The organism is Haemophilus sputorum CCUG 13788, from assembly GCF_000238795.1.
GTDB classification, from domain to species: domain Bacteria; phylum Pseudomonadota; class Gammaproteobacteria; order Enterobacterales; family Pasteurellaceae; genus Haemophilus_A; species Haemophilus_A sputorum.
Genome location: NZ_AFNK01000007.1, coordinates 126416 through 145667, shown reverse-complemented (window position 1 = coordinate 145667; position 19252 = coordinate 126416). Strand labels below are relative to the sequence as shown.

Genomic DNA, 19252 nt, shown 5'->3' with positions numbered 1-19252 from the left:
TTTAAGGGTTAAGTATGAACAAACAATGTTTTCGCGTGATTTTCAGTAAAACTTTACAGCGTTTAGTGGTGGTTTCTGAATTAGCAAAATTAGAAGGTAAATCAACTGAAAGAAATGACTTTAGAGTTTCTCATCTGGTAGCTCAATTAAAACCATTAACCTTTAGCCTATTCTGTGCTTTGGGTTTTGTTGCCTTTTCGGGTAATGCGCTTGCGGAAACCTTAATTATTCAAGCCGATAAAACTGCTCCGAAAAATCAGCAGCCTATTGTATTACAAACTGCGAATGGATTACCGCAAGTTAATATTCAAACACCTAATGATAAAGGGCTTTCCCATAATAAATACCGCGAGTTTGATGTTACAGAGAAAGGTGCCATTTTAAATAACAGTCGTACTAATACCCAATCCCAACAAGCAGGACTTATTCAAGGTAACCCTTACCTTGCACGTGGCGAAGCTAAAGTTATTTTAAATGAGGTCAATTCTAACAAGCCTTCAGTGATGAAAGGTTATGTGGAAGTTGCAGGCAAAAAAGCCAATGTGATTATTGCGAACCCAAGCGGATTGTATTGCGAAGGTTGTGGGATTATTAATTCTGACCGAGCAACTTTTACTACGGGTAAGCCTGAAATCAAAAATGGTCAAGTGGATAACTTTAAAGTTGAAGTGGGTAAGGTAAAAGTCAGCGGCAAAGGTTTAGACAACAGCCGCGTGGATTATACGGAGATTCTTACTCGAGAAGCAGAAATCAATGCGGGCATCTGGTCGAAAAAAGAGACCAGTGTTATCACGGGCAAAAATACTGTCAAGCGGTCAGAAACTGATAAAAATTTGCAAATTATTCACACAAACCAACCGCTTGCGGGAGAAACAAAACCACAAGTGGCAATCGATGTGGGTGAATTAGGTGGTATGTATTCAGGCAAAATTCACTTGATTGGTACAGAAAATGGTGTGGGTGTACGTAATGCTGGACATATTGGGGCGAGTGCCGAAACCCTGCAAATTGATAGTCAAGGTCGAATTGTCAATACTGGCACACTTAATGCAGTTAAACCAGTGACTTTAACCGCAAGTCAAGGGATTGAAAACAAAGGTAAAGTTGAAAATAAACAAGGCGATATCAAACTGAACAGTACCGCTGATATTAAGCAAGACGGTTCTCTTGTTGCTCGTCATGGTAATATCCATAAAACAGCATCGTCTCAAATTACCCAGAATGGAGAATCTGTTGCTAAAGGTAGCATTACCTATCAAGCACCTAAAGTGAGTGCTTCAACCCAATCACTGATTGCTGCCGGTGTAGAAGTCAAAGATACCGCACAAGGTGAAGTGCGTTCTCTTGAAACCAATTCTGCTCAAGGAAAAGACATTACGGTTTTGTCCACGACAAAAGCGACCTTACAGGGAAAAAATCTTGCTTCGGGTAAGATAAATGTTCAAGGTTCAGAAATCGATCTTGATAATAGCCATACCTCAGCTTACGATGTGAATGTAACAGCTCATCAAGGCCACATTCAAGCGAATAGTGCAACGTTGATTGCAGATAAAACATTATCATTAAGCACACCTACCGAACTCCAAACACAACAAAGCTACCTTAAAGCAGACAAAATCACCGCTAAGCAACGTTCACTCACTACACACAATGCAGTTTGGGAACAAACCGGCACTGATGAACTGAAAATTTCGGTCAATGATCAACTCAAAAACCAAGGCGGTACCTTTAAAACACAAGGTAATTTAAGTATTCATTCCCAGGGAATAGATAATCGACAAGGTCGATTATTGTCAAATGGTAAATTAATAGTTAATGCTGGAACAAGTTACATTAATACGACAAATGGCGCAATGCTATCTAATCAGAATCTTTTGATTAACTCAGGTGAACTCATTAATGATAATGGTTTAATTCAATCTAATCAAAATGTTGTTATTAATACTCAGAAACAAACTCTATCTAATAAGCAGACTTTAACAGACACTCAAGATAAAGGGATTGTAGCCCTTGGTAAGATGAATATTCAGTCTGCAAATATTACCAACCAACAAGGGCGTATTGTCAGTGTAGGGAATCAAACTCTTAATGTTACAAATATCGATAATCAACGAGGCTTGATTTACTCTCAAGAAAATTTGGCTTTAAATGCTAAAAACCTCACTAATGATCAAGGGAGCATTCGTTCTGCTAAGCAGGCAGATATGACATTATCAGATAATTTCAATCAGCAAAATGGCTCTCTCCAAGCACAGGGATTAAATTTAACTGCAAATTCATTGAGTTCAATTAATCACAGTGTAGTTTTTGCTGAACATCTGAATATCACAACGTTAGCAGAGCTAAGTAATAAAGATAGTCAAATTATTTCGAAGTTTGATGGTAATATTACAACAGGGGGTAAGTTAGATAATACAAATGGCACTATTGGTAGCCAGCAAGGTTCTTTAAAAGTTGATACTAATAATCACACTCTAGAAAGTGAAAAGGGAAATATTGTTGCAGCTCAACATATTAATCTCAATAGTGGAATGATTGAAAATAACCAAGGTCTAATTTTAGCAAATGAAATTACTATTAATAGTAATAACCAGTCAATTAACAATCAAGATACATTATTGGAAAATCAGAGTGATAGAGGGATTATTGCACAGAATTTATTAGCTCTAAATACAGGCTCCCTGAATAACAATAATGGAAATATCCTTTCACGAAAAAATAGCACGGTAAATACTACGTCACTCGTTAATAATCAGGGTAAAATACGTACTCAATCGCAACTTAATTTAAATACCAATATACTCTCTCAGAATGCAGGTTTAATTACTGCGAATATTCTCAATTTAGTTGCTGACTCCATTAAATCAAACAAACAGAGTGAAATCAGTGGTAATCAAGTGAATGTAACTACACAAGCCCTTAACAATCAAGGGAGTAAGTTGATTGCACAGCACTCAGCACACGTTGGTGTAAAACAGGGGATTCAGAACCAAAATGGTGTACTTGCTAGCCTTGGGGAAAGACTGACTATTAATAGTCACCAATCAGATCTCAATAATGTAAAAGGTCTTATTTCAGCACAAAATGGTACGCTGAACCTAGATGCTAATACTCTCAATAATCAACATGGATCTATTCGTGCAAAAACAGCAGGGGTTACAACATTACAAATCTTAGATAATCGCAATACGCTTTCAGATAAATATCAAGGTATTGTAGTAACGGATTTAACCTTGAATGCTAAACAACTTGATAACCAAAACGGGCAGGTTGCGGTCTTGAATCATGCTACACTCCAAGTCTCTGATATCCAAAATCAGTCAGGTGAAATCCTAGTGGTTAATAATGGTTTATTGAATGCAAATAAAATTAATAACCAAGCAGGTAAAATTGTTTCTACGTCTACTAATTTAACTATTGCTGCACAAACAGTACTAAATAATCAACAAGGAATAATCGGTGCAGAAAATCAGATTACATTAACGACCAAAGGCTTGGATAACCAACAAGGTAATATCACCTCATCAAATCAGTTAATCATTAATACTGCTCAACAACAGATTAATAACCAAGATGGTTTAATTTTCTCTAAAAATCAGGCTAGTATTAGTTCAGGCGAAATGAATAATCAGAATGGTCTTATTCGTGCAGATAATGCACTCTTAATTAATACTAACCAAAATGTGATTAATAACCGAAATACTCAAGATCTAGAAAAAGGTATTGTTGGATTGGGTAGTGTGGTTTTACAAGGAGTATCCACTCTACTTAATCAACAAGGTAAGCTCTATGGTGGAAGAGAGCTTAATATTACTGCTGTAGACAGTACACAAAATCAGCAGGGCATTATTCAAAGTAACGGTAATTTAACCTTATCAACCAAAGCACTTGATAACCAAGAAGGTAAGCTCTCTTCTTCTAGTGCAAATATTAATGCACAAACAATCAATAACAGTGGGATATCTCATAATGGTTCGCTCATTTATGCAGATAAATTAACACTTAATACAGAGCAACTTGATAACCAAGGCACAAAAGCAAAAGGTAATATCCCGACACAAGGTCTTCAGGGGAAAGATATTACCTTACAAACTTCATTATTAAATAACCAACATGGTGGAGTTTATAGTTCGAATAATGTTTCTATAACTTCAAATAATAGTTTGGATAATCTGGATGGAGAATTATTAGCTGTTAATACAGTGAATGTATTAAATCGTGGTAATTTAACAGTAAATAATGATAATGGGCTAATTCAAGGTAATAAAACCATTAATTTAAATGCAAAAAGTTTGGAATCTGAAGGGAATATTAGAACTAAAGGTGACTTAAATATCACCTTAAAAGATAGCTTTATTTTAAATAATGCTTTTGAAGCCGGCAATCTCACTCTTAAAACAGAGGGGGACTTCACTAATAATGCTGAACAAACAATTGCGAATAAAATGACAATTTCAGCAAATAACATTGTGAATAACGCCAATTCAGAACTTTCATCAAATGAGACAACGCTTAATTCAAATACCTTAACGAACCGTGGTTTAATTGATGGAGTAAAAACCTTAATCAATAGTACTACTGTAACAAATATTGGCACAGGAAAAATCTATGGCGATCATGTGGCATTTAATTCTTCTACGGTCGAAAATTTAGCAGAAACGGTAGATGGAGAAACTAAAGCTGGTACGATTGCTGCAAGAGAAAGATTAGATTTTGGTGTGGAAAAACTGATTAACCGTGATCACTCACTGATTCTTAGTTTAGATAAACTTTCAATTGGTGGACAATTGGATGAAAACTATCATGCAACAGGTAAAGCTGATTTTGTAGATAATGGGAGTGCAACTATTGAGGCTCTTGGAGACGGTAAAATCAATACCGCTCATTTATTAAATCAAGATCTCTATGTAAAAACAGGGATTGATACTAAAGTTGAAAAAATCGTTGAGCATGCATTAGGTAACAATTCCGACCGTTATCGAGAAGGGAGAGACGGTTATTATAATGTCAATAATGGTTCTAGAAATCCATATTCTTATTTTCAACTAAATAATGGTACGAGAATTGAAGGATTTGGTTGGTATTCTTGGTTTTATAATCAAACAACGAACACAACGACACTAGAATATACAGATCCAGCTAAAATAGCTATAGGTGGTTCATTGAAGTTAGATGGGGAAGATTTACATAATAAATATAGTCATTTATTAGTAGGTAAACAACTTTGGCTAGGAGATACTATTTTTGATAAAAATACTCAAAATAGTTCATTAGATGGAGGTAGAGTAAAACTTCATAATGAGGATATTATAGGTGAAATTAATCGTCAGGATAATGGTACTTATCGTATTGAATACCGTATTCGTAAGAAAAAAGGAAGAAAAGGTCATTACCACTACCATCATAATGGATTGAAATATGGACCTTATGCTCACCCAACTGAACACTTTTCATTTGATCAAGTACTTAATACTATCGGCACACCAATCACATCCAGTGCAGCAGTTGATGGTAAAACAAAAGTAAAAGATATTCAGTTAGATACCATCTCGATCGTGTCAAATAATGTAGATACCCCAAATACAGTTTCTATTGCGAAAACACAATTGGATAATTCTATTGGTGCCAATGCAGAAATTACGCTTACTCCAATTATTGATAATCATAATATTATCAGTTCCGGACAAGTCATAGCTAAATTACAAACAACTGTTGAAAAATTTGATGCTGAGAATGTATCTAACATGACTATGCCGATGGTACAAACTCATCTTCCAGATGTTCGTTTACCACAAGCAAGTCTTTATAAAATCAATCCAGATTCACCAAATGGGTATCTGGTCGAAACCGATCCTAAATTTACAGACCGCAAACAATGGCTTAGTTCTGACTATATGTTTGAACAACTTCGTCATAACCACGATAACGTACACAAACGTTTGGGCGATGGTTTCTATGAACAGCGTTTAATTAACGAACAAATTAACCAACTGACTGGCAGACGTTATATTGAAGGTTACTCTAACGATTTAGAGCAATACCAAGCCTTAATGAATAGCGGAGTGAAATACGCCAAACAGTTTAACCTTGCAGTAGGTGTAGGCTTAACCGCGAAACAGATGTCAGAACTCACAACGGATATGGTTTGGTTAGTGAATAAAAAAATCACACTTACAGATGGGCGAAAAGTGACAGCCCTTGTGCCACAAGTTTATTTGGTTGCTCGTAATAGCGACATTACTTCCCGCGGAGCAGTGATTTCAGCCAATCAAATTATCGGTAATGTTGATAATCTCCAAAATAGTGGCGTGATTGCAGGACGTGATTTAACCCGCTTACACAGTAATCAACTGGAAAATCGAGGCACGATTTTGGGTGACACGGTGGATTTATCGGCTAAACAAAACCTGATTAACTTAGGCGGTAAGATTGAAGCGGTGAAAGATTTATCCCTTTATGCAGGGAAAAACCTTGAAATCAGCTCTACCCTTTCATCCACTCAAAGTGCTGACGGCAATTTTGCCCGCACTGTGTTAGACCAACTCGCTTCGGTCAAAGTTACCGGTGAAGGCGGACGTTTAAATTTACACAGTGATGATAACCTCACGATTAAAGCAGCCAATATTGAAAGTCAAGGCAGCTTAAAAGCGGAAGCAGATAAGGTGTTGAGTATTACTACATTTAATGTGAGCAACAAAGAACACTACAACGGCAATGCGGATAACTACTACCGCCTAGACCAGCAAGCTGAAATTGGCTCAATACTAAGGGGTAAAGACGGTGTTCGCTTAGTCGGCATGGAAAATGCTACGCTTCGTCAAGCCACAGTGAGCAGCGAAAACGGTGAAACCTTTGTTGGCTCAAAAGGTGACGTGCGTATTGAATCGGGCGAGCAATCCGAACAATTAGCAAGCAGTTCGAAAGGCAGTACTAAAGGCTGGTTCAGCAAAACCACTGAAACCCACCGTCACTACCACGATACCACCGAAAATATCGGTAGTGAGATAGACGGCAATAAGGTCACACTCTACTCTGAAACCGGCGAAGTGGATATTCACGGCTCTGCGGTGGTTGCCGATAAACAACTACTGATTGACGGCAAAGCTGGTGTGAATATTACCTCTGCGACTAATATGCACTATGCTGAAGATGAACACATTAAAACGAAAAGCGGTTTAATGGGGACGGGCGGTATTGGCTTTAGTGTAGGTAAGAAGAAAGAACAGATTGAACAAGACCAAACCCAACAAAGTGCGGCTCGTAGCCAAGTAGGCAGCTTGTCAGGTGATACGATAATTCGTACAGACGGGCATTACCAACAAACCGGCAGTATCGTGACTTCTCGAGACGGTGATGTGAATATTACCGCTAAATCAGCCAACATTACAGCAGCCCGTTCGGATTATGAGAGTAATTATAAACGGACTTATGAGCAGAAAGGCGTGACGATTGCAGTTAATATTCCTGTGGTGCAAGTGATACAATCGGTCGATTCTGCGGTGAAATCTGCAAAATCGGTGGGCGGCAGTAAAAACGACAGAATCAATGCATTAGGGGCAGCGAATGCTGGTTTTGAGGCATGGCGAACAGCGGAGCAAGTGGGCAAGTTAGCCGAAGCAATGGGGCAAAACCCAACCCAAGCGCTAAGCCAAGATGTGAGTGTGTCAATAACCTATGGCGAACAAAAAAGTGTTGAAACCCAACATAGTGAAGGGAATAAGTCCGAAAAAAGCCAAATCAACGCCGGAGGTAAGTTGAATATCAAAACTAAAGGCGGTGGTAAAGACTCAACTTTAACCATTGTGGGTTCTGATGTATCAGGCAAAGGCGGTACATACTTAAAAGCAGAGGGCGATGTCAACATTTTGGCAGTAGATGAAAACCACCTTGAACGGAGCAAAAATAAATCCAGTGGCTTTAATGCTGGTGTGGCGGTTGGCTATGGCTCAAGCGGTTTTGCGTTTGGTGTCACGGCAGGTGGCAATGTGGCAAAAGGCTATGGCAATGGTGAAAGCCGTGCTTGGGTGGGAAGCCAAGTAGGCAGCCTAGATAGCCGTACCACAATTGAAAGCGGAGGCGATACAAATATTGTTGGCTCACAAGTGAAAGGGAAATCGGTCAAAGTGAATGCGGAAAACCTGAATATCCAGAGTTTGCAAGACACGATGAAGTATGAGGGCAAACAAGAAAGTGCTTCAGCCCAAGTCACGGTAGGTTATGGTGCATCGGGTAGTACTGGTTACAGCAAATCGAAGATGAAAGCAGATATGGCGACAGTTAATCAGCAGGCGGGGATATTTGCTGGGGATGATGGGTATGATGTTGATATCCAAAACCATACTGAACTGACGGCAGGTTTAGTGACTTCTACCGAACAAGCCGAGGCGGAAGGTAAAAATCGTTTTAGTACAGGCACGCTGAATGCCAAGAATCTCGATAATCATGCCAACTACAAAGGCAGTAGCGTGGGAGTCAGTGCGAGTGTGGCAGCAAATTTTGATACGCCGTTGGGGGATAAAGGGATTGCTCAGAGTAATAAACAGGCGGTGAATGAAAATGGTGACCCAATGTATCAAGCAGAGGGGGGCTATAATACTCATGGTTATGGAGAAAAAGTTCTGGCTTACGGCAAAGAATCTTTGGTAGGTGATTTGTCTATTGGTGTTGGCTCTGATAAGGATAGTCAGCATAGTCAAACGATATCAGGAATTAATACCAAAAATCTGACAATTCGAGATGATAAGGCTCAGTTTGAAAGATCTGGTAAAACAGCAGAACAAGCTAAGGAGGCAATTAAGACCGATATTACTGCTGATAATGCTGAAAGCCGTTCGGGTAAACTGGAAAACCGCTTTGATAAGGAGAAAGTATTAAAAGAACTCAATATTCAGGTAAAAGTAACACGTGATTTTAGGAAGAATGCATTTTCGACTATAGATGCTTATGTGCTACCAAAACAAGCTGAATTGAGGGAGAAAATAAAAGTAGCAAAAACCGAAGAGGAAAAAGATGAACTGTATAAGGAAATTTATAAATTGCAATATCAAAAACGATTGTTAGAAACAACGGTAGGGATTATTGCAGGTACGCCTGATATTGCGATCACACAAGGCACACTACAACTTGCTGCGACCAAAATGCGTGAAGAAAGTCTAAAAAATTCTCGTTTATTTGGTGGGATTAAAGATGAGAAAACAGGGCAGATTCTAAGAAATGACAGCTATGATAGTGGTTATTTTGATGGTGTGAAATTAGGTGGGGTACGGATTGACTTAGATGTTATTTGTGGAGCTGATAGATGTCAGACTAATGATGACGGATGGGTGGTTTATAAAGGAAGCAAAGAATTACCATCATTATTGGATGCTATTGATTCTAAGCAAAATAAAAATGCAAGTTCTTTATATGGACCTACAGGAGGATATCAACCTATTCAAGGTGGGTGGTACTTAGGTAGCAGAGAATTTCCATATAATAAGGGAGATTTCTCTGATATGTTGGTGGAGAGCTTTGCTGGAACTCACGATTATTTAGGAGGACAATTACCTAGATGGTACGACAAACAAGGAAATACTTCCCTGAAAAATAATGTTCAACAGTTTTTAGCCGATCGGACAACTGAGATTGCAATTCCTGTTTCTGCACCATTTGCTGTATCTGATTTAATCAGTCCAGATATGATGGAAGTACTATTTAAACTAGGGGGTAATTAATATGAAAAAGATATTATTAATTGTTTCTGCTTTTATGTTAAATGGTTGTTTATATTCTTTTGAAGATGAATGCATTAAACCTATTATTCAAGTGGTTTCTAATAGCTGCCATAAGAATAAAGGAAAAGAATTTCCATTAGTGGCGGGTTACCAAAAGAAAGCAACTCTAGGTCGAACAAACACTGAGCAGAGATGGAAAGACCTTGTTTCTTGCGGTGGAAAATATGGAGACTACAATTTGACTTATTATCCTGAACATCAGGATATTGAAAAATTTTACCAGAAGATTGATGAATGTATGCTAAATAAAGGGTATATATACATAAAAAACAACCAGTGCGGTTATCAGGATCCTAAATGGAATAAAGGAGTATGTAATTTATGATAACAGAAGTATTTGTCATTCCTGTTGCAGTAGCATTCACTATATCCGATTTAGTCAGTCTAGATATGATGAAAGTATTGTTTAAACTAGGGGGTAATTAATATGAAAAAGATATTATTAATTGTTTCTGCTTTTATGTTAAATGGTTGTTTATATTCTTTTGAAGATGAATGTATTAGACCTATCATTCAGGTTGTTTCTAGTAATTGTTATAAGAATAAGGAGGAGTTTCCTGCCATAGCACACTACCAGAAATTAGAAACTATTGGAAAAACGGACTCTAAGCAGAGATGGAAAGATGCTGTTAGCTGTGGCGCGGAATATGGAGATAATAATTTAAAGAAACTTCATAGAGATAATTATGAAAAATTCTGGAGTTGTATGGATAAAAAAGGGTATAAGAAATTTTGGCCAGCAGAATGTGGTTACCAAAACCCTAAATGGGATAAGGGAGTATGTAATTTGTGATTAGAATATTATTGATGATTATTTTATCAAAAAATTAGCTTGACAAAGGCAGTTACAAAAAGAACTGGATTATCAGGTTAAAGTGACGCAAGAGTTTCAAACCATCAATGAAAAGTTGTCGTTCTCGCAGAGAATAAACGAGCGGAAGCAGAGTAGGTAAATGCTGAAGGCAACACAATTAAAGCCCAAGAACTGGAAAACGAAGCGGAGAAATGGGAAACGGGAGGCAGCTATCGACAAGGGGTAGATACGATAACGAATGCGGTTGGTTTAGCCTTAGGTGGCAGCCCAACTGCAGGTGTGGCAGCAGGTGCGATTTCGCCTTATATCAACACAGAAATCAAAAAAGCCACCGAAGGCAATAAAGTCGCGAACCTGATTGCTCATGCCGTTTGGGGAGCAGTAGAGGCTTACACACAAGGTGGTAAGGCTGGCACAGGAGCAGTTGCAGCGGTAACGGGCGAGGTGGGGGCAAACATCATCTCTAAAAACCTCTTCGGCAAAGAGTCAGAGAATTTGACAGAAACGGAGAAACGGACTGTATCGGAACTCATTCAGGTAGCGGCTGGGCTGGCGAGTGGATTATCGTCAAGTGGAGGAAATTCCCTATCAACAGCCCAAGCAATGAAAACAGGGCAAGGAATTGGGAAGAATGCAGTGGAGAATAATTATTTCGCCGTCGATTCAATGGCTCTAGGGATAACAGAAAGTGAAAAAATAGAGCTTGTAGCTAAACAGCTTTTCGATGGAGATTTGCATAAAGCGGTGATATTTATGGATTCTTATAGAAAAGCAGAAGGCCAAGCAATCATTGATAGTTGGGTAGAATCCATAGAAAGTATAATTCACCTTGATCAAACTATTAAGGATTTAGCTTATGCAATAACAAACCCTAACGAAATAATTGATAAGATAGTTCTTTCGGTAGAAGAGCTCGATAATACTTTAGATTATGCAATGAAAAATGATCCTGCTTTAGCTGGAGAAATTCTTGGATATATTGGGAGCAGTATAACTCGAATACCGGGTATAAGTATTGTTTTAGGTGGAGCTGCAGCAAAAGTTGTACAAAAGGCGGCCTATTTAGCTAAAGCATCTGGTGTTACTGTAATAGATCAAGTTAATCGTTTCAAGAATTACTCTATCTTAAATCAAGTGATCAATGAAGTGGATAATATAGCTATTTCAACAAATAAAGGCTTTATTAATGCAAGTAAGGTTTGTAAATCGGCTTGTGAATTAAAACCAACTAATGCAGCAGAAAAAGATTTAATTGAAAAGATAGTTAATTATGGAGATCCGAAAGGTGACTTAACTGAGAAACTAATAAATGAGCTTGCGAAACGTTCAGGTTATACTCCTTTAAAGGGAGGTAAATATGGTTCAAATAATGGTTTTGATCATGTTCTAATCGGAAAAGACGGATCTATTGTTATTATTGATAGTAAACAAATTAGAAATGGTACGATTCAGCTCAGTCCTAAAGGAGTTGGTAGAACGAATCAATTATCACAGGACTGGATTAGTAAAGTTATCCATCAATTACCTAAAGATGATGCTGTACGTGTAGCTATTGAAAAATCTGATCCTAATTCTATTAAAACTGTTGTAGCAGGTATAGATAAAACAAATGGAAAAATTAAGCTAATTCCAGTGAGAGTTCCAAATTCAAAAGGAGTAAAATAATATGTCAGCAAATTATACTATTTATCTGGGTAGCTCAGGAAAGCGTAATTATCAAGAAAGTGTAGAACATGTGATTGGACGTGCAGAATATATTTTAGGTAAAGGATATGCAGATGAAGAAGTAGGAGTAAATTCTTTTTTAAATAAGATATATTCTAAAAAAGAAAATTCATCTTTTTATATGGGGAGGATAGGCGTTTATTATGAAGCTAAAGCATCTCTAGAATTATTATTACATTCTGATGTTACTACATTCAAACAAGATGCCTACGTTGGGGCTAAATTACGAATACTAAGCAGTGAAGAACAATTATCTTGGATAAGTGGTTATAACACCTCTTGTTTCTTTTTACCGATAATGTCTGATAATCCAGATTTAATCCATTTTTTAATTAATTCTCGGAACAGCTTTTTAGGAGAGTATAAAAGGAAAGATACTTATAGTTTCTTTTTAAAAAATACTTTATTGGCTTTAGCCGGTGATTGGGAGAGTTTGAAAGTACGCTCAGAAAATTTTCTGAATGACTCTAAGATGCAAAAAAAAGATGAAAAACGAATTCCTGATCATGAATTTTATATTGCGTTATGTAATAAAGATAATGAAGGAATGAAAATAGCACTGGAAAAATTGCTTGAACCTAAGTTAGCTAAGAACGCGGTTTATGATAATAATGTTTGGTTTGATTTCTATTTGCAAATGCAAGTATTAATGTATGGGAAAATTGCTTCTATTCACGGATTCGATCTGGGAATTGATAGTCCAATAGCCCCTAAAGAACTAATCGAATATAAACCACTAGAAAAATATGAAGACCCTTATGATTTTATGAAAGAATTTGATTATAGTCAGCCATTAGAAAATTGGATTGATTTTTGGAAGCAAAAAACAAATAAAGCTAATAAACAAGAAAAAAACTAGAAAAAGTTTTTTTTTCTAGATTTTTTAATATTAACTTGTAGAAATAGTATTTCTTAAAAATTTAGTAATAAATCTACCATTTGTTTTAGATGCTGATAACTATTACCGCTTAGTCCCAATGCTGAAGTGGGGAATGTTATTTCTGCGAAAGGTGGTATTCGAGCGGTAACCAGTAATGATTTAACAGTTCGTCAGTTGGATATCACCAGTGAATCAGGGGAAGTGTTATTAGTCCCCGATGGCGCTCTGTCTCTGATGAGTGCCAATGCTTATCTTAATTATGTTGAGGATTTTGCAAATTCTAGAGGTAAATCAACCGCTTGTGTTGGCAAGAGTGAAACACAAGCACCATCGGGTGAAAGATTTATCCCTTTATGCAGGGAAAAACCTTGAAATCAGCTCTACCCTTTCATCCACTCAAAGTGCTGACGGCAACTTTGCCCGTACAGTGTTAGATCAACTAGCTTCGGTCAAAGTTACTGGTGAAGGCGGACGTTTAAATTTACACAGTGATGACCTTACGATTAAATCAGGCAATGATGAAAGCCAAGCGTGGGTGAGAAGCCAAGTAGGCAGCCTAGATAGCCGTACTACGATTGAAAGCGGAGGTGATGCCAATATTATCGGTTCACAAACCAAAGGTAAATCAGTCAGCAAGATACGATGAAGTATGAGGGCAAACAAGAAAGTGCTTCTGCCCAAGTCACGGTAGGCTATGGTGCATCGGGTAGTACCGGTTACAGCAAATCGAAGATGAAGGCAGATATGGCGACAGTCAATCAGCAGGTGGGGATATTTGCTGGGGATGATGGGTATGATGTTGATGTAAAACAGCATACTGAGCTAACAGGTGGTTTAGTGACCTCAACTGAAAAAGCTGAAATGGAGGGGAAAAACAGCTTTGCGACAGGCACGTTGAATGCTAAGAATCTCGATAATCATGCCGACTACAAAGGCAGCAGTGTGGGAGTAAGTACGAGTGTGGCAGCAAATTTTGAGACACCGTTGGGGGATAGAGGGTAAGTACAGAGTTCAAAAACAGTCAAAGATGAAAGCGACAACAGATCTCCCCAAAAGATAATAGAGGTGCTGGTAGTTGTATAGGGCATCAGTGTAAGCAGTATTCTGATGGCGATAAAGTGAAAATTGAAATTAAGGAGTAAATTTGAAGTACTTCAATAAATTAATCAGTATATCAAGTGAGTCTATCAATAGTATAAAGAGTGTAGATTTGCCAGTTGAGTTAAAAAAACTATATAGAGAAAAAAATGGTTTTGTGGCATTTGAAAGTACTTTCCGTATTTATGATATAGATACCCTAGTTAATATTAATAGCTTAATTCAATCAGAGCTGAGTATAGGGGGAATATTTTTTGGCGATAATGCTTTAGGTGAGGGCTTTTGTATCAAAGGTAATGATTTTTATAGGTATGACTTTGAACTTGATGAGTTAGAGTTTATAGGGAAGGGAATAGAAGAGTTTTCTCATGCATTATTATCAAAATATAATTATTATACTGGCTATAAATTAGCTAAGGACTGGATGAAATATAATAATGCGTTGGATATACATAACATTCTTATGCCTATAATTCCGTTTTCACTAGGAGGCGAGTATTCAAACGAAAATTTAGTAGCCTATCCTAGGTATGAGGGTATAAAAATAAAAATTAAATTTTGCAAAACTATCAGTGGATATAGTGATGGCATGCAGGTGAAGCTAGATGAAGTATATAATCTAAATTCCTCTAGCGCTATTTAAGTTACAAACGGTCAATTATGTCGAAAATTTTGCAAATTTTAGCAGTAAATCAACCGCTTGCTTTGGTATGAGTGAGAACGCCCGCACTATCAGAGGCTATGGAGCGTCAGGTAGTTACTACTGAAACAGCAGAAAGTCGTTCGGGTAAATTAGAAAATCGGTTTGACAAGGAGAAAGGATTAAAAGAAATTCAGGTACAAGTTAGTGTAACTAAAGATTTTTTAGATAATGCTCAAGAAGCAAAAGATAAAATCATTGACTCTTATAAAGAGCCAAAACGTAAAGAATTAAGAAAAGCGATTACTGATTATCATAATGCCAATATAGAGAATAAAGAGCAATACAAAGCCAAAATTGATGATCTTATTCAGGATATTTACGCATCAGAACATATTCGTACAGGTTTAGATTTGGCTACGGGGATTGTGGCTGGTGCGTCAAAAGTAATATCAGCAACTACATTAATTTCTGTACTTGATACGAAAAGTAGACGGGAATCGTTTAAAAACTCTTTACTTGCACCACCTATTGAAGACGCTAATGATAGGGGGAAATTATATAGCAATGTAGGACATAACTCAGGTGCATTTGATGGAATTAAACTTAGCGGTGTGCGAATGAATTATGGCATTATTTGCGGAGAGGATAACTCACGATGTGAAACGGATGAACAAGGAAATCTTAAGTAAAGGATTTTTAAATAAAAAGAGTTGCTAATATTTTGAGAAATAAACATTAGCAACTGTTTTGTCCACTTGGCATAGTTTTTGACGGATTAGTAACTATTTTGTCTACTATGCTAAGTTATATGTAACTTAGAACGGAATATCATCATCGGCGAAATTACTCACTGGCGGCTCAGCTTGCACTGGTTTTGGTGCAGATTGCGCAGGGGATTGTGAATAGCCATTGCCATAATTTGTATTGCCTTGATTGTAATTGGTTGTTTGCGGTGCTTGGTTCCAACTGCCACCTCCGTTACCACCGAAATCACCAGCTTGGTTACGACCACCTAACATTTGTAACACATCACCTTGAATTTCTGTGGTGTAACGGTCTTGACCGTTTTGATCTTGCCATTTACGTGTTTTTAGGCGACCTTCCACATAGACTTGTGAGCCTTTACGAAGATATTGGCCTGCAACTTCCGCTTGGCGACGGTAGAACACAATACGGTGCCATTCTGTCGATTCACGGCGCTCGCCTGTGGTTTTATCTGTCCAAGTTTCACTGGTTGCTACGCTAATGTTTGCAACCGCTTCACCATTTGGCATAGTGCGCATTTCCGGATCGTTGCCTAGGTTACCAACGATGATAACTTTATTAATACCTGCCATATAACATCCTCTATGTATTAAATTATGCTTGTGAAATTTTGCGGCATTCTAGCGGTTTTCAACAGAAATTACTAGCCTAAACTGATATTTTGTACAGTTTTTATTTTTGTGTCATAATACTAGCCTTTCCATTTTAAGAGCATTGAGTGATGAAGACGATAGAAATCCGTGGTGCAAGAACCCACAATTTAAAAAATATCAATTTAACCCTACCAAGAGATAAGTTTATTGTCATTACGGGGTTATCTGGTTCTGGAAAATCCTCTTTAGCTTTTGATACGTTATATGCTGAAGGTCAACGCCGTTATGTTGAATCGCTTTCAGCATATGCTAGACAGTTTCTTTCGTTAATGGAAAAGCCCGATGTTGATCATATTGAAGGGCTTTCTCCTGCTATTTCAATTGAGCAAAAATCTACTTCTCACAACCCACGTTCTACGGTGGGAACGGTGACAGAAATTCACGATTATCTTCGTTTGCTTTTTGCCCGTGTAGGTGAGCCACGCTGCCCAGATCATGATGTGCCACTCGCTGCACAAACCATTTCACAAATGGTTGATAGAGTTTTAGAAGAACCCGAAGGCAAGCGCTTAATGTTATTAGCGCCTGTTGTAAAGGAACGCAAAGGTGAACATGTCAAATTGTTAGAAAGTTTGGCTGCAAGCGGTTATATTCGAGCAAGAATTGACGGAGAAATTTGTGATTTATCTGATCCGCCAGCACTAGAGTTACAGAAAAAACATACGATTGAAGTGGTGGTTGACCGTTTTAAAGTTCGTGCTGATTTAGCGCCTCGTTTAGCAGAATCTTTTGAAACGGCATTAGAATTATCAGGCTCTACAGCAGTTATTGCTGATATGGATAATCCTGATGCGCAAGAGCTAATGTTTTCAGCAAGTTTTGCTTGCCCACATTGTGGCTATTCATTAGCTGAACTTGAGCCGCGTTTATTTTCGTTTAATAACCCTGCTGGCGCTTGTCCAACATGCGATGGGCTAGGCGTTGAGCAATTTTTTGACCCAGATAAAGTAGTGCAAAATGAGGAAGTTTCACTAGCAGCGGGTGCAATTAAAGGATGGGATCGTCGTAGTTTCTATTATTTTGGTTTATTAAAAGCGGTTGCAGAACATTATGGATTTGATATTGAAGCGCCATTTAAATCATTACCGAAAAAAATTCGTCAAATCATTTTACATGGTTCTCAGGATGAAATTGAGTTTGTGTATGTCAACGATCGTGGCGATAAAATCAAACGGAAACACCCATTTGAGGGCGTATTAAATAACTTAACGCGTCGTTATCGAGAAACAGAATCTACCGCTGTACGTGAAGAATTAGCCAAATATATTAACAATCGTCCATGTAATGATTGCCAAGGCTCGCGTTTACGCAAAGAAGCACGTTATGTATTTCTTGAACAAACTAATCTGCCGATGGTGGCGGAAAAGTCTATTGGCGAAGCACTTTCTTTCTTTGAAAACCTTAAGCTTTCAGGTCAACGCGCGAAAATTGCAGAGAAAATTTTAAAAGAAATTCGTGAGCGCTTGTCATTTTTGGTAAATGTAGGTTTGAATTATCTTTCCCTTTCACGTTCAGCGGAAACTTTATCTGGTGGCGAGGCGCAACGTATTCGCTTAGCGAGCCAAATTGGCGCAGGTTTAGTCGGTGTAATGTATGTGCTAGATGAGCCATCAATCGGTTTGCATCAACGTGATAATGAACGTTTGCTCAAAACGTTAGTCCATTTGCGTGATTTAGGAAACACCGTTATTGTGGTTGAACATGATGAAGATGCTATTCGTGCCGCAGATCATATTGTGGACATTGGGCCTGGTGCTGGCGTGCATGGCGGCCAAGTGATTGCACAAGGTAACGCGAATGAAATTATGCAGGTTGAGAATTCTTTAACGGGGCAATTTCTTTCAGGCGTACAGAAAATTGAGATTCCTGCACAACGCGTACCATTTGACCAAGCTCGCGTGTTAACCTTAACTGGTGCGAAAGGCAACAATCTTAAAAATGTGACATTGGAGATTCCAGTTGGGTTATTGACCTGTATTACGGGGGTATCTGGTTCAGGTAAATCAACCCTAATTAACGATACGCTTTTCCCATTAGCGCAGAATGCACTTAATCGTGCGGAAAGAACAGATTATGCACCTTATGAAAGCATTGATGGCTTAGCGCATTTTGATAAAGTCATTGATATTGACCAAAGTCCAATTGGTCGCACCCCTCGCTCAAATCCAGCGACTTATACGGGGTTATTTACCCCAATCCGAGAGCTTTTTGCGGGGACTCAAGAGGCTAGAGCGAGAGGCTATAATGTCGGGCGTTTTAGTTTTAACGTAAAAGGTGGTCGCTGTGAGGCCTGTCAGGGCGATGGCATGATTAAAGTTGAAATGCACTTTTTGCCAGATGTTTATGTGCCTTGTGATCATTGTAAAGGCAAGCGTTATAATCGCGAAACCTTAGAGATTCGTTATAAAGGAAAAAGCATTCATCAAGTGTTAGATATGACAGTTGAAGAGGCAAGAACTTTCTTTGATGCGATTCCAGCAATTGCGCGTAAATTACAAACCTTAATGGATGTTGGTCTTTCTTATATTCGATTAGGGCAATCATCTACCACGCTTTCAGGAGGAGAGGCGCAACGAGTTAAATTAGCCACAGAATTGTCAAAACGCGATACAGGCAAAACACTTTATATTCTAGATGAGCCAACAACAGGGTTACATTTTGCCGATATTAAACAGTTGCTTTCTGTATTACATAAATTACGCGATCAAGGGAATACGATTGTGGTGATCGAACATAATTTAGATGTAATCAAAACGGCTGACTGGATTGTTGATTTAGGGCCAGAAGGTGGCGCTGGTGGCGGTCAAATTATTGCAACCGGTACACCAGAAGATGTGGCTAAACATAAAGCTTCGCATACGGCGCGCTTCTTAAAAGAAATTCTAGCTAAAGGTTAATTAT

At 38.1% G+C, this 19252-nt stretch carries 11 protein-coding genes; 10 read left to right on the top strand and 1 reads right to left on the bottom strand.

All coding sequences use genetic code 11. The annotated features are described in order from the left end of the window. Positions 1–14: 14 nt before the first annotated feature. The 9 genes from HSP_RS0102560 (at position 15) to HSP_RS0102510 (ending at position 15622) form a co-directional block, all read left to right on the top strand. Positions 15–9713, top strand: coding sequence for a two-partner secretion domain-containing protein (locus HSP_RS0102560; protein ID WP_010128339.1), 9699 nt, complete (start codon positions 15–17; stop codon positions 9711–9713). Position 9714: 1 nt separating this feature from the next. Next, on the top strand, positions 9715–10098 hold the full coding sequence (locus HSP_RS0102555; protein ID WP_007524029.1) for a hypothetical protein: 384 nt from the start codon (positions 9715–9717) through the stop codon (positions 10096–10098). 102 nt (positions 10099–10200) lie between these two features. Continuing rightward, positions 10201–10566, top strand: a complete 366-nt coding sequence (locus HSP_RS0102545; RefSeq protein ID WP_007524266.1) for a hypothetical protein — start codon at positions 10201–10203, stop codon at positions 10564–10566. A gap of 300 nt (positions 10567–10866) precedes the next feature. After that, positions 10867–12252, top strand: a complete 1386-nt coding sequence (locus tag HSP_RS10800) for a VENN motif pre-toxin domain-containing protein (RefSeq protein WP_007524968.1) — start codon at positions 10867–10869, stop codon at positions 12250–12252. A 1-nt stretch (position 12253) separates the two neighbouring features. Next, entirely contained in the window at positions 12254–13171 is a 918-nt protein-coding gene (locus HSP_RS0102530) for an immunity 49 family protein (protein ID WP_007524786.1), read from the top strand. Positions 13172–13436: 265 nt separating this feature from the next. Then, positions 13437–13838, top strand: coding sequence for a hemagglutinin repeat-containing protein (locus tag HSP_RS0102525; protein WP_007524453.1), 402 nt, complete (start codon positions 13437–13439; stop codon positions 13836–13838). Beyond that, positions 13835–14194, top strand: a complete 360-nt coding sequence (locus HSP_RS0102520) for a hypothetical protein (protein WP_007524121.1) — start codon at positions 13835–13837, stop codon at positions 14192–14194. Before HSP_RS0102525 ends, HSP_RS0102520 begins: the two co-directional genes overlap by 4 nt. A gap of 142 nt (positions 14195–14336) precedes the next feature. Next, on the top strand, positions 14337–14933 hold the full coding sequence (locus HSP_RS0102515; RefSeq protein ID WP_007524117.1) for an SMI1/KNR4 family protein: 597 nt from the start codon (positions 14337–14339) through the stop codon (positions 14931–14933). Positions 14934–15031: 98 nt separating this feature from the next. Further along, entirely contained in the window at positions 15032–15622 is a 591-nt protein-coding gene (locus HSP_RS0102510) for a hypothetical protein (protein WP_007525227.1), read from the top strand. Positions 15623–15748: 126 nt separating this feature from the next. Here HSP_RS0102510 and HSP_RS0102505 read toward each other — a convergent pair whose 3' ends face one another. After that, positions 15749–16270 (bottom strand): single-stranded DNA-binding protein, encoded by a 522-nt coding sequence (locus HSP_RS0102505; protein WP_007525028.1) that lies wholly within the window; start codon positions 16268–16270, stop codon positions 15749–15751. 149 nt (positions 16271–16419) lie between these two features. Here HSP_RS0102505 and uvrA point away from each other — a divergent pair, with 149 nt between their 5' ends. Continuing rightward, positions 16420–19248, top strand: a complete 2829-nt coding sequence (uvrA, locus tag HSP_RS0102500; RefSeq protein ID WP_007524848.1) for an excinuclease ABC subunit UvrA — start codon at positions 16420–16422, stop codon at positions 19246–19248. Positions 19249–19252: the final 4 nt, after the last annotated feature.

Bases quoted from the DNA above. Each gene is read 5' to 3' on its own strand.
- HSP_RS0102560 (WP_010128339.1), top strand. From the start codon at position 15: ATGAACAAACAATGTTTTCGCGTGATTTTCAGTAAAACTTTACAGCGT.
- HSP_RS0102555 (WP_007524029.1), top strand. From the start codon at position 9,715: ATGAAAAAGATATTATTAATTGTTTCTGCTTTTATGTTAAATGGTTGT.
- HSP_RS0102545 (WP_007524266.1), top strand. From the start codon at position 10,201: ATGAAAAAGATATTATTAATTGTTTCTGCTTTTATGTTAAATGGTTGT.
- HSP_RS0102530 (WP_007524786.1), top strand. From the start codon at position 12,254: ATGTCAGCAAATTATACTATTTATCTGGGTAGCTCAGGAAAGCGTAAT.
- HSP_RS0102525 (WP_007524453.1), top strand. From the start codon at position 13,437: ATGCTTATCTTAATTATGTTGAGGATTTTGCAAATTCTAGAGGTAAAT.
- HSP_RS0102520 (WP_007524121.1), top strand. From the start codon at position 13,835: ATGAAGTATGAGGGCAAACAAGAAAGTGCTTCTGCCCAAGTCACGGTA.
- HSP_RS0102510 (WP_007525227.1), top strand. From the start codon at position 15,032: ATGGAGCGTCAGGTAGTTACTACTGAAACAGCAGAAAGTCGTTCGGGT.
- HSP_RS0102505 (WP_007525028.1), bottom strand. From the start codon at position 16,270: ATGGCAGGTATTAATAAAGTTATCATCGTTGGTAACCTAGGCAACGAT.
- uvrA (WP_007524848.1), top strand. From the start codon at position 16,420: ATGAAGACGATAGAAATCCGTGGTGCAAGAACCCACAATTTAAAAAAT.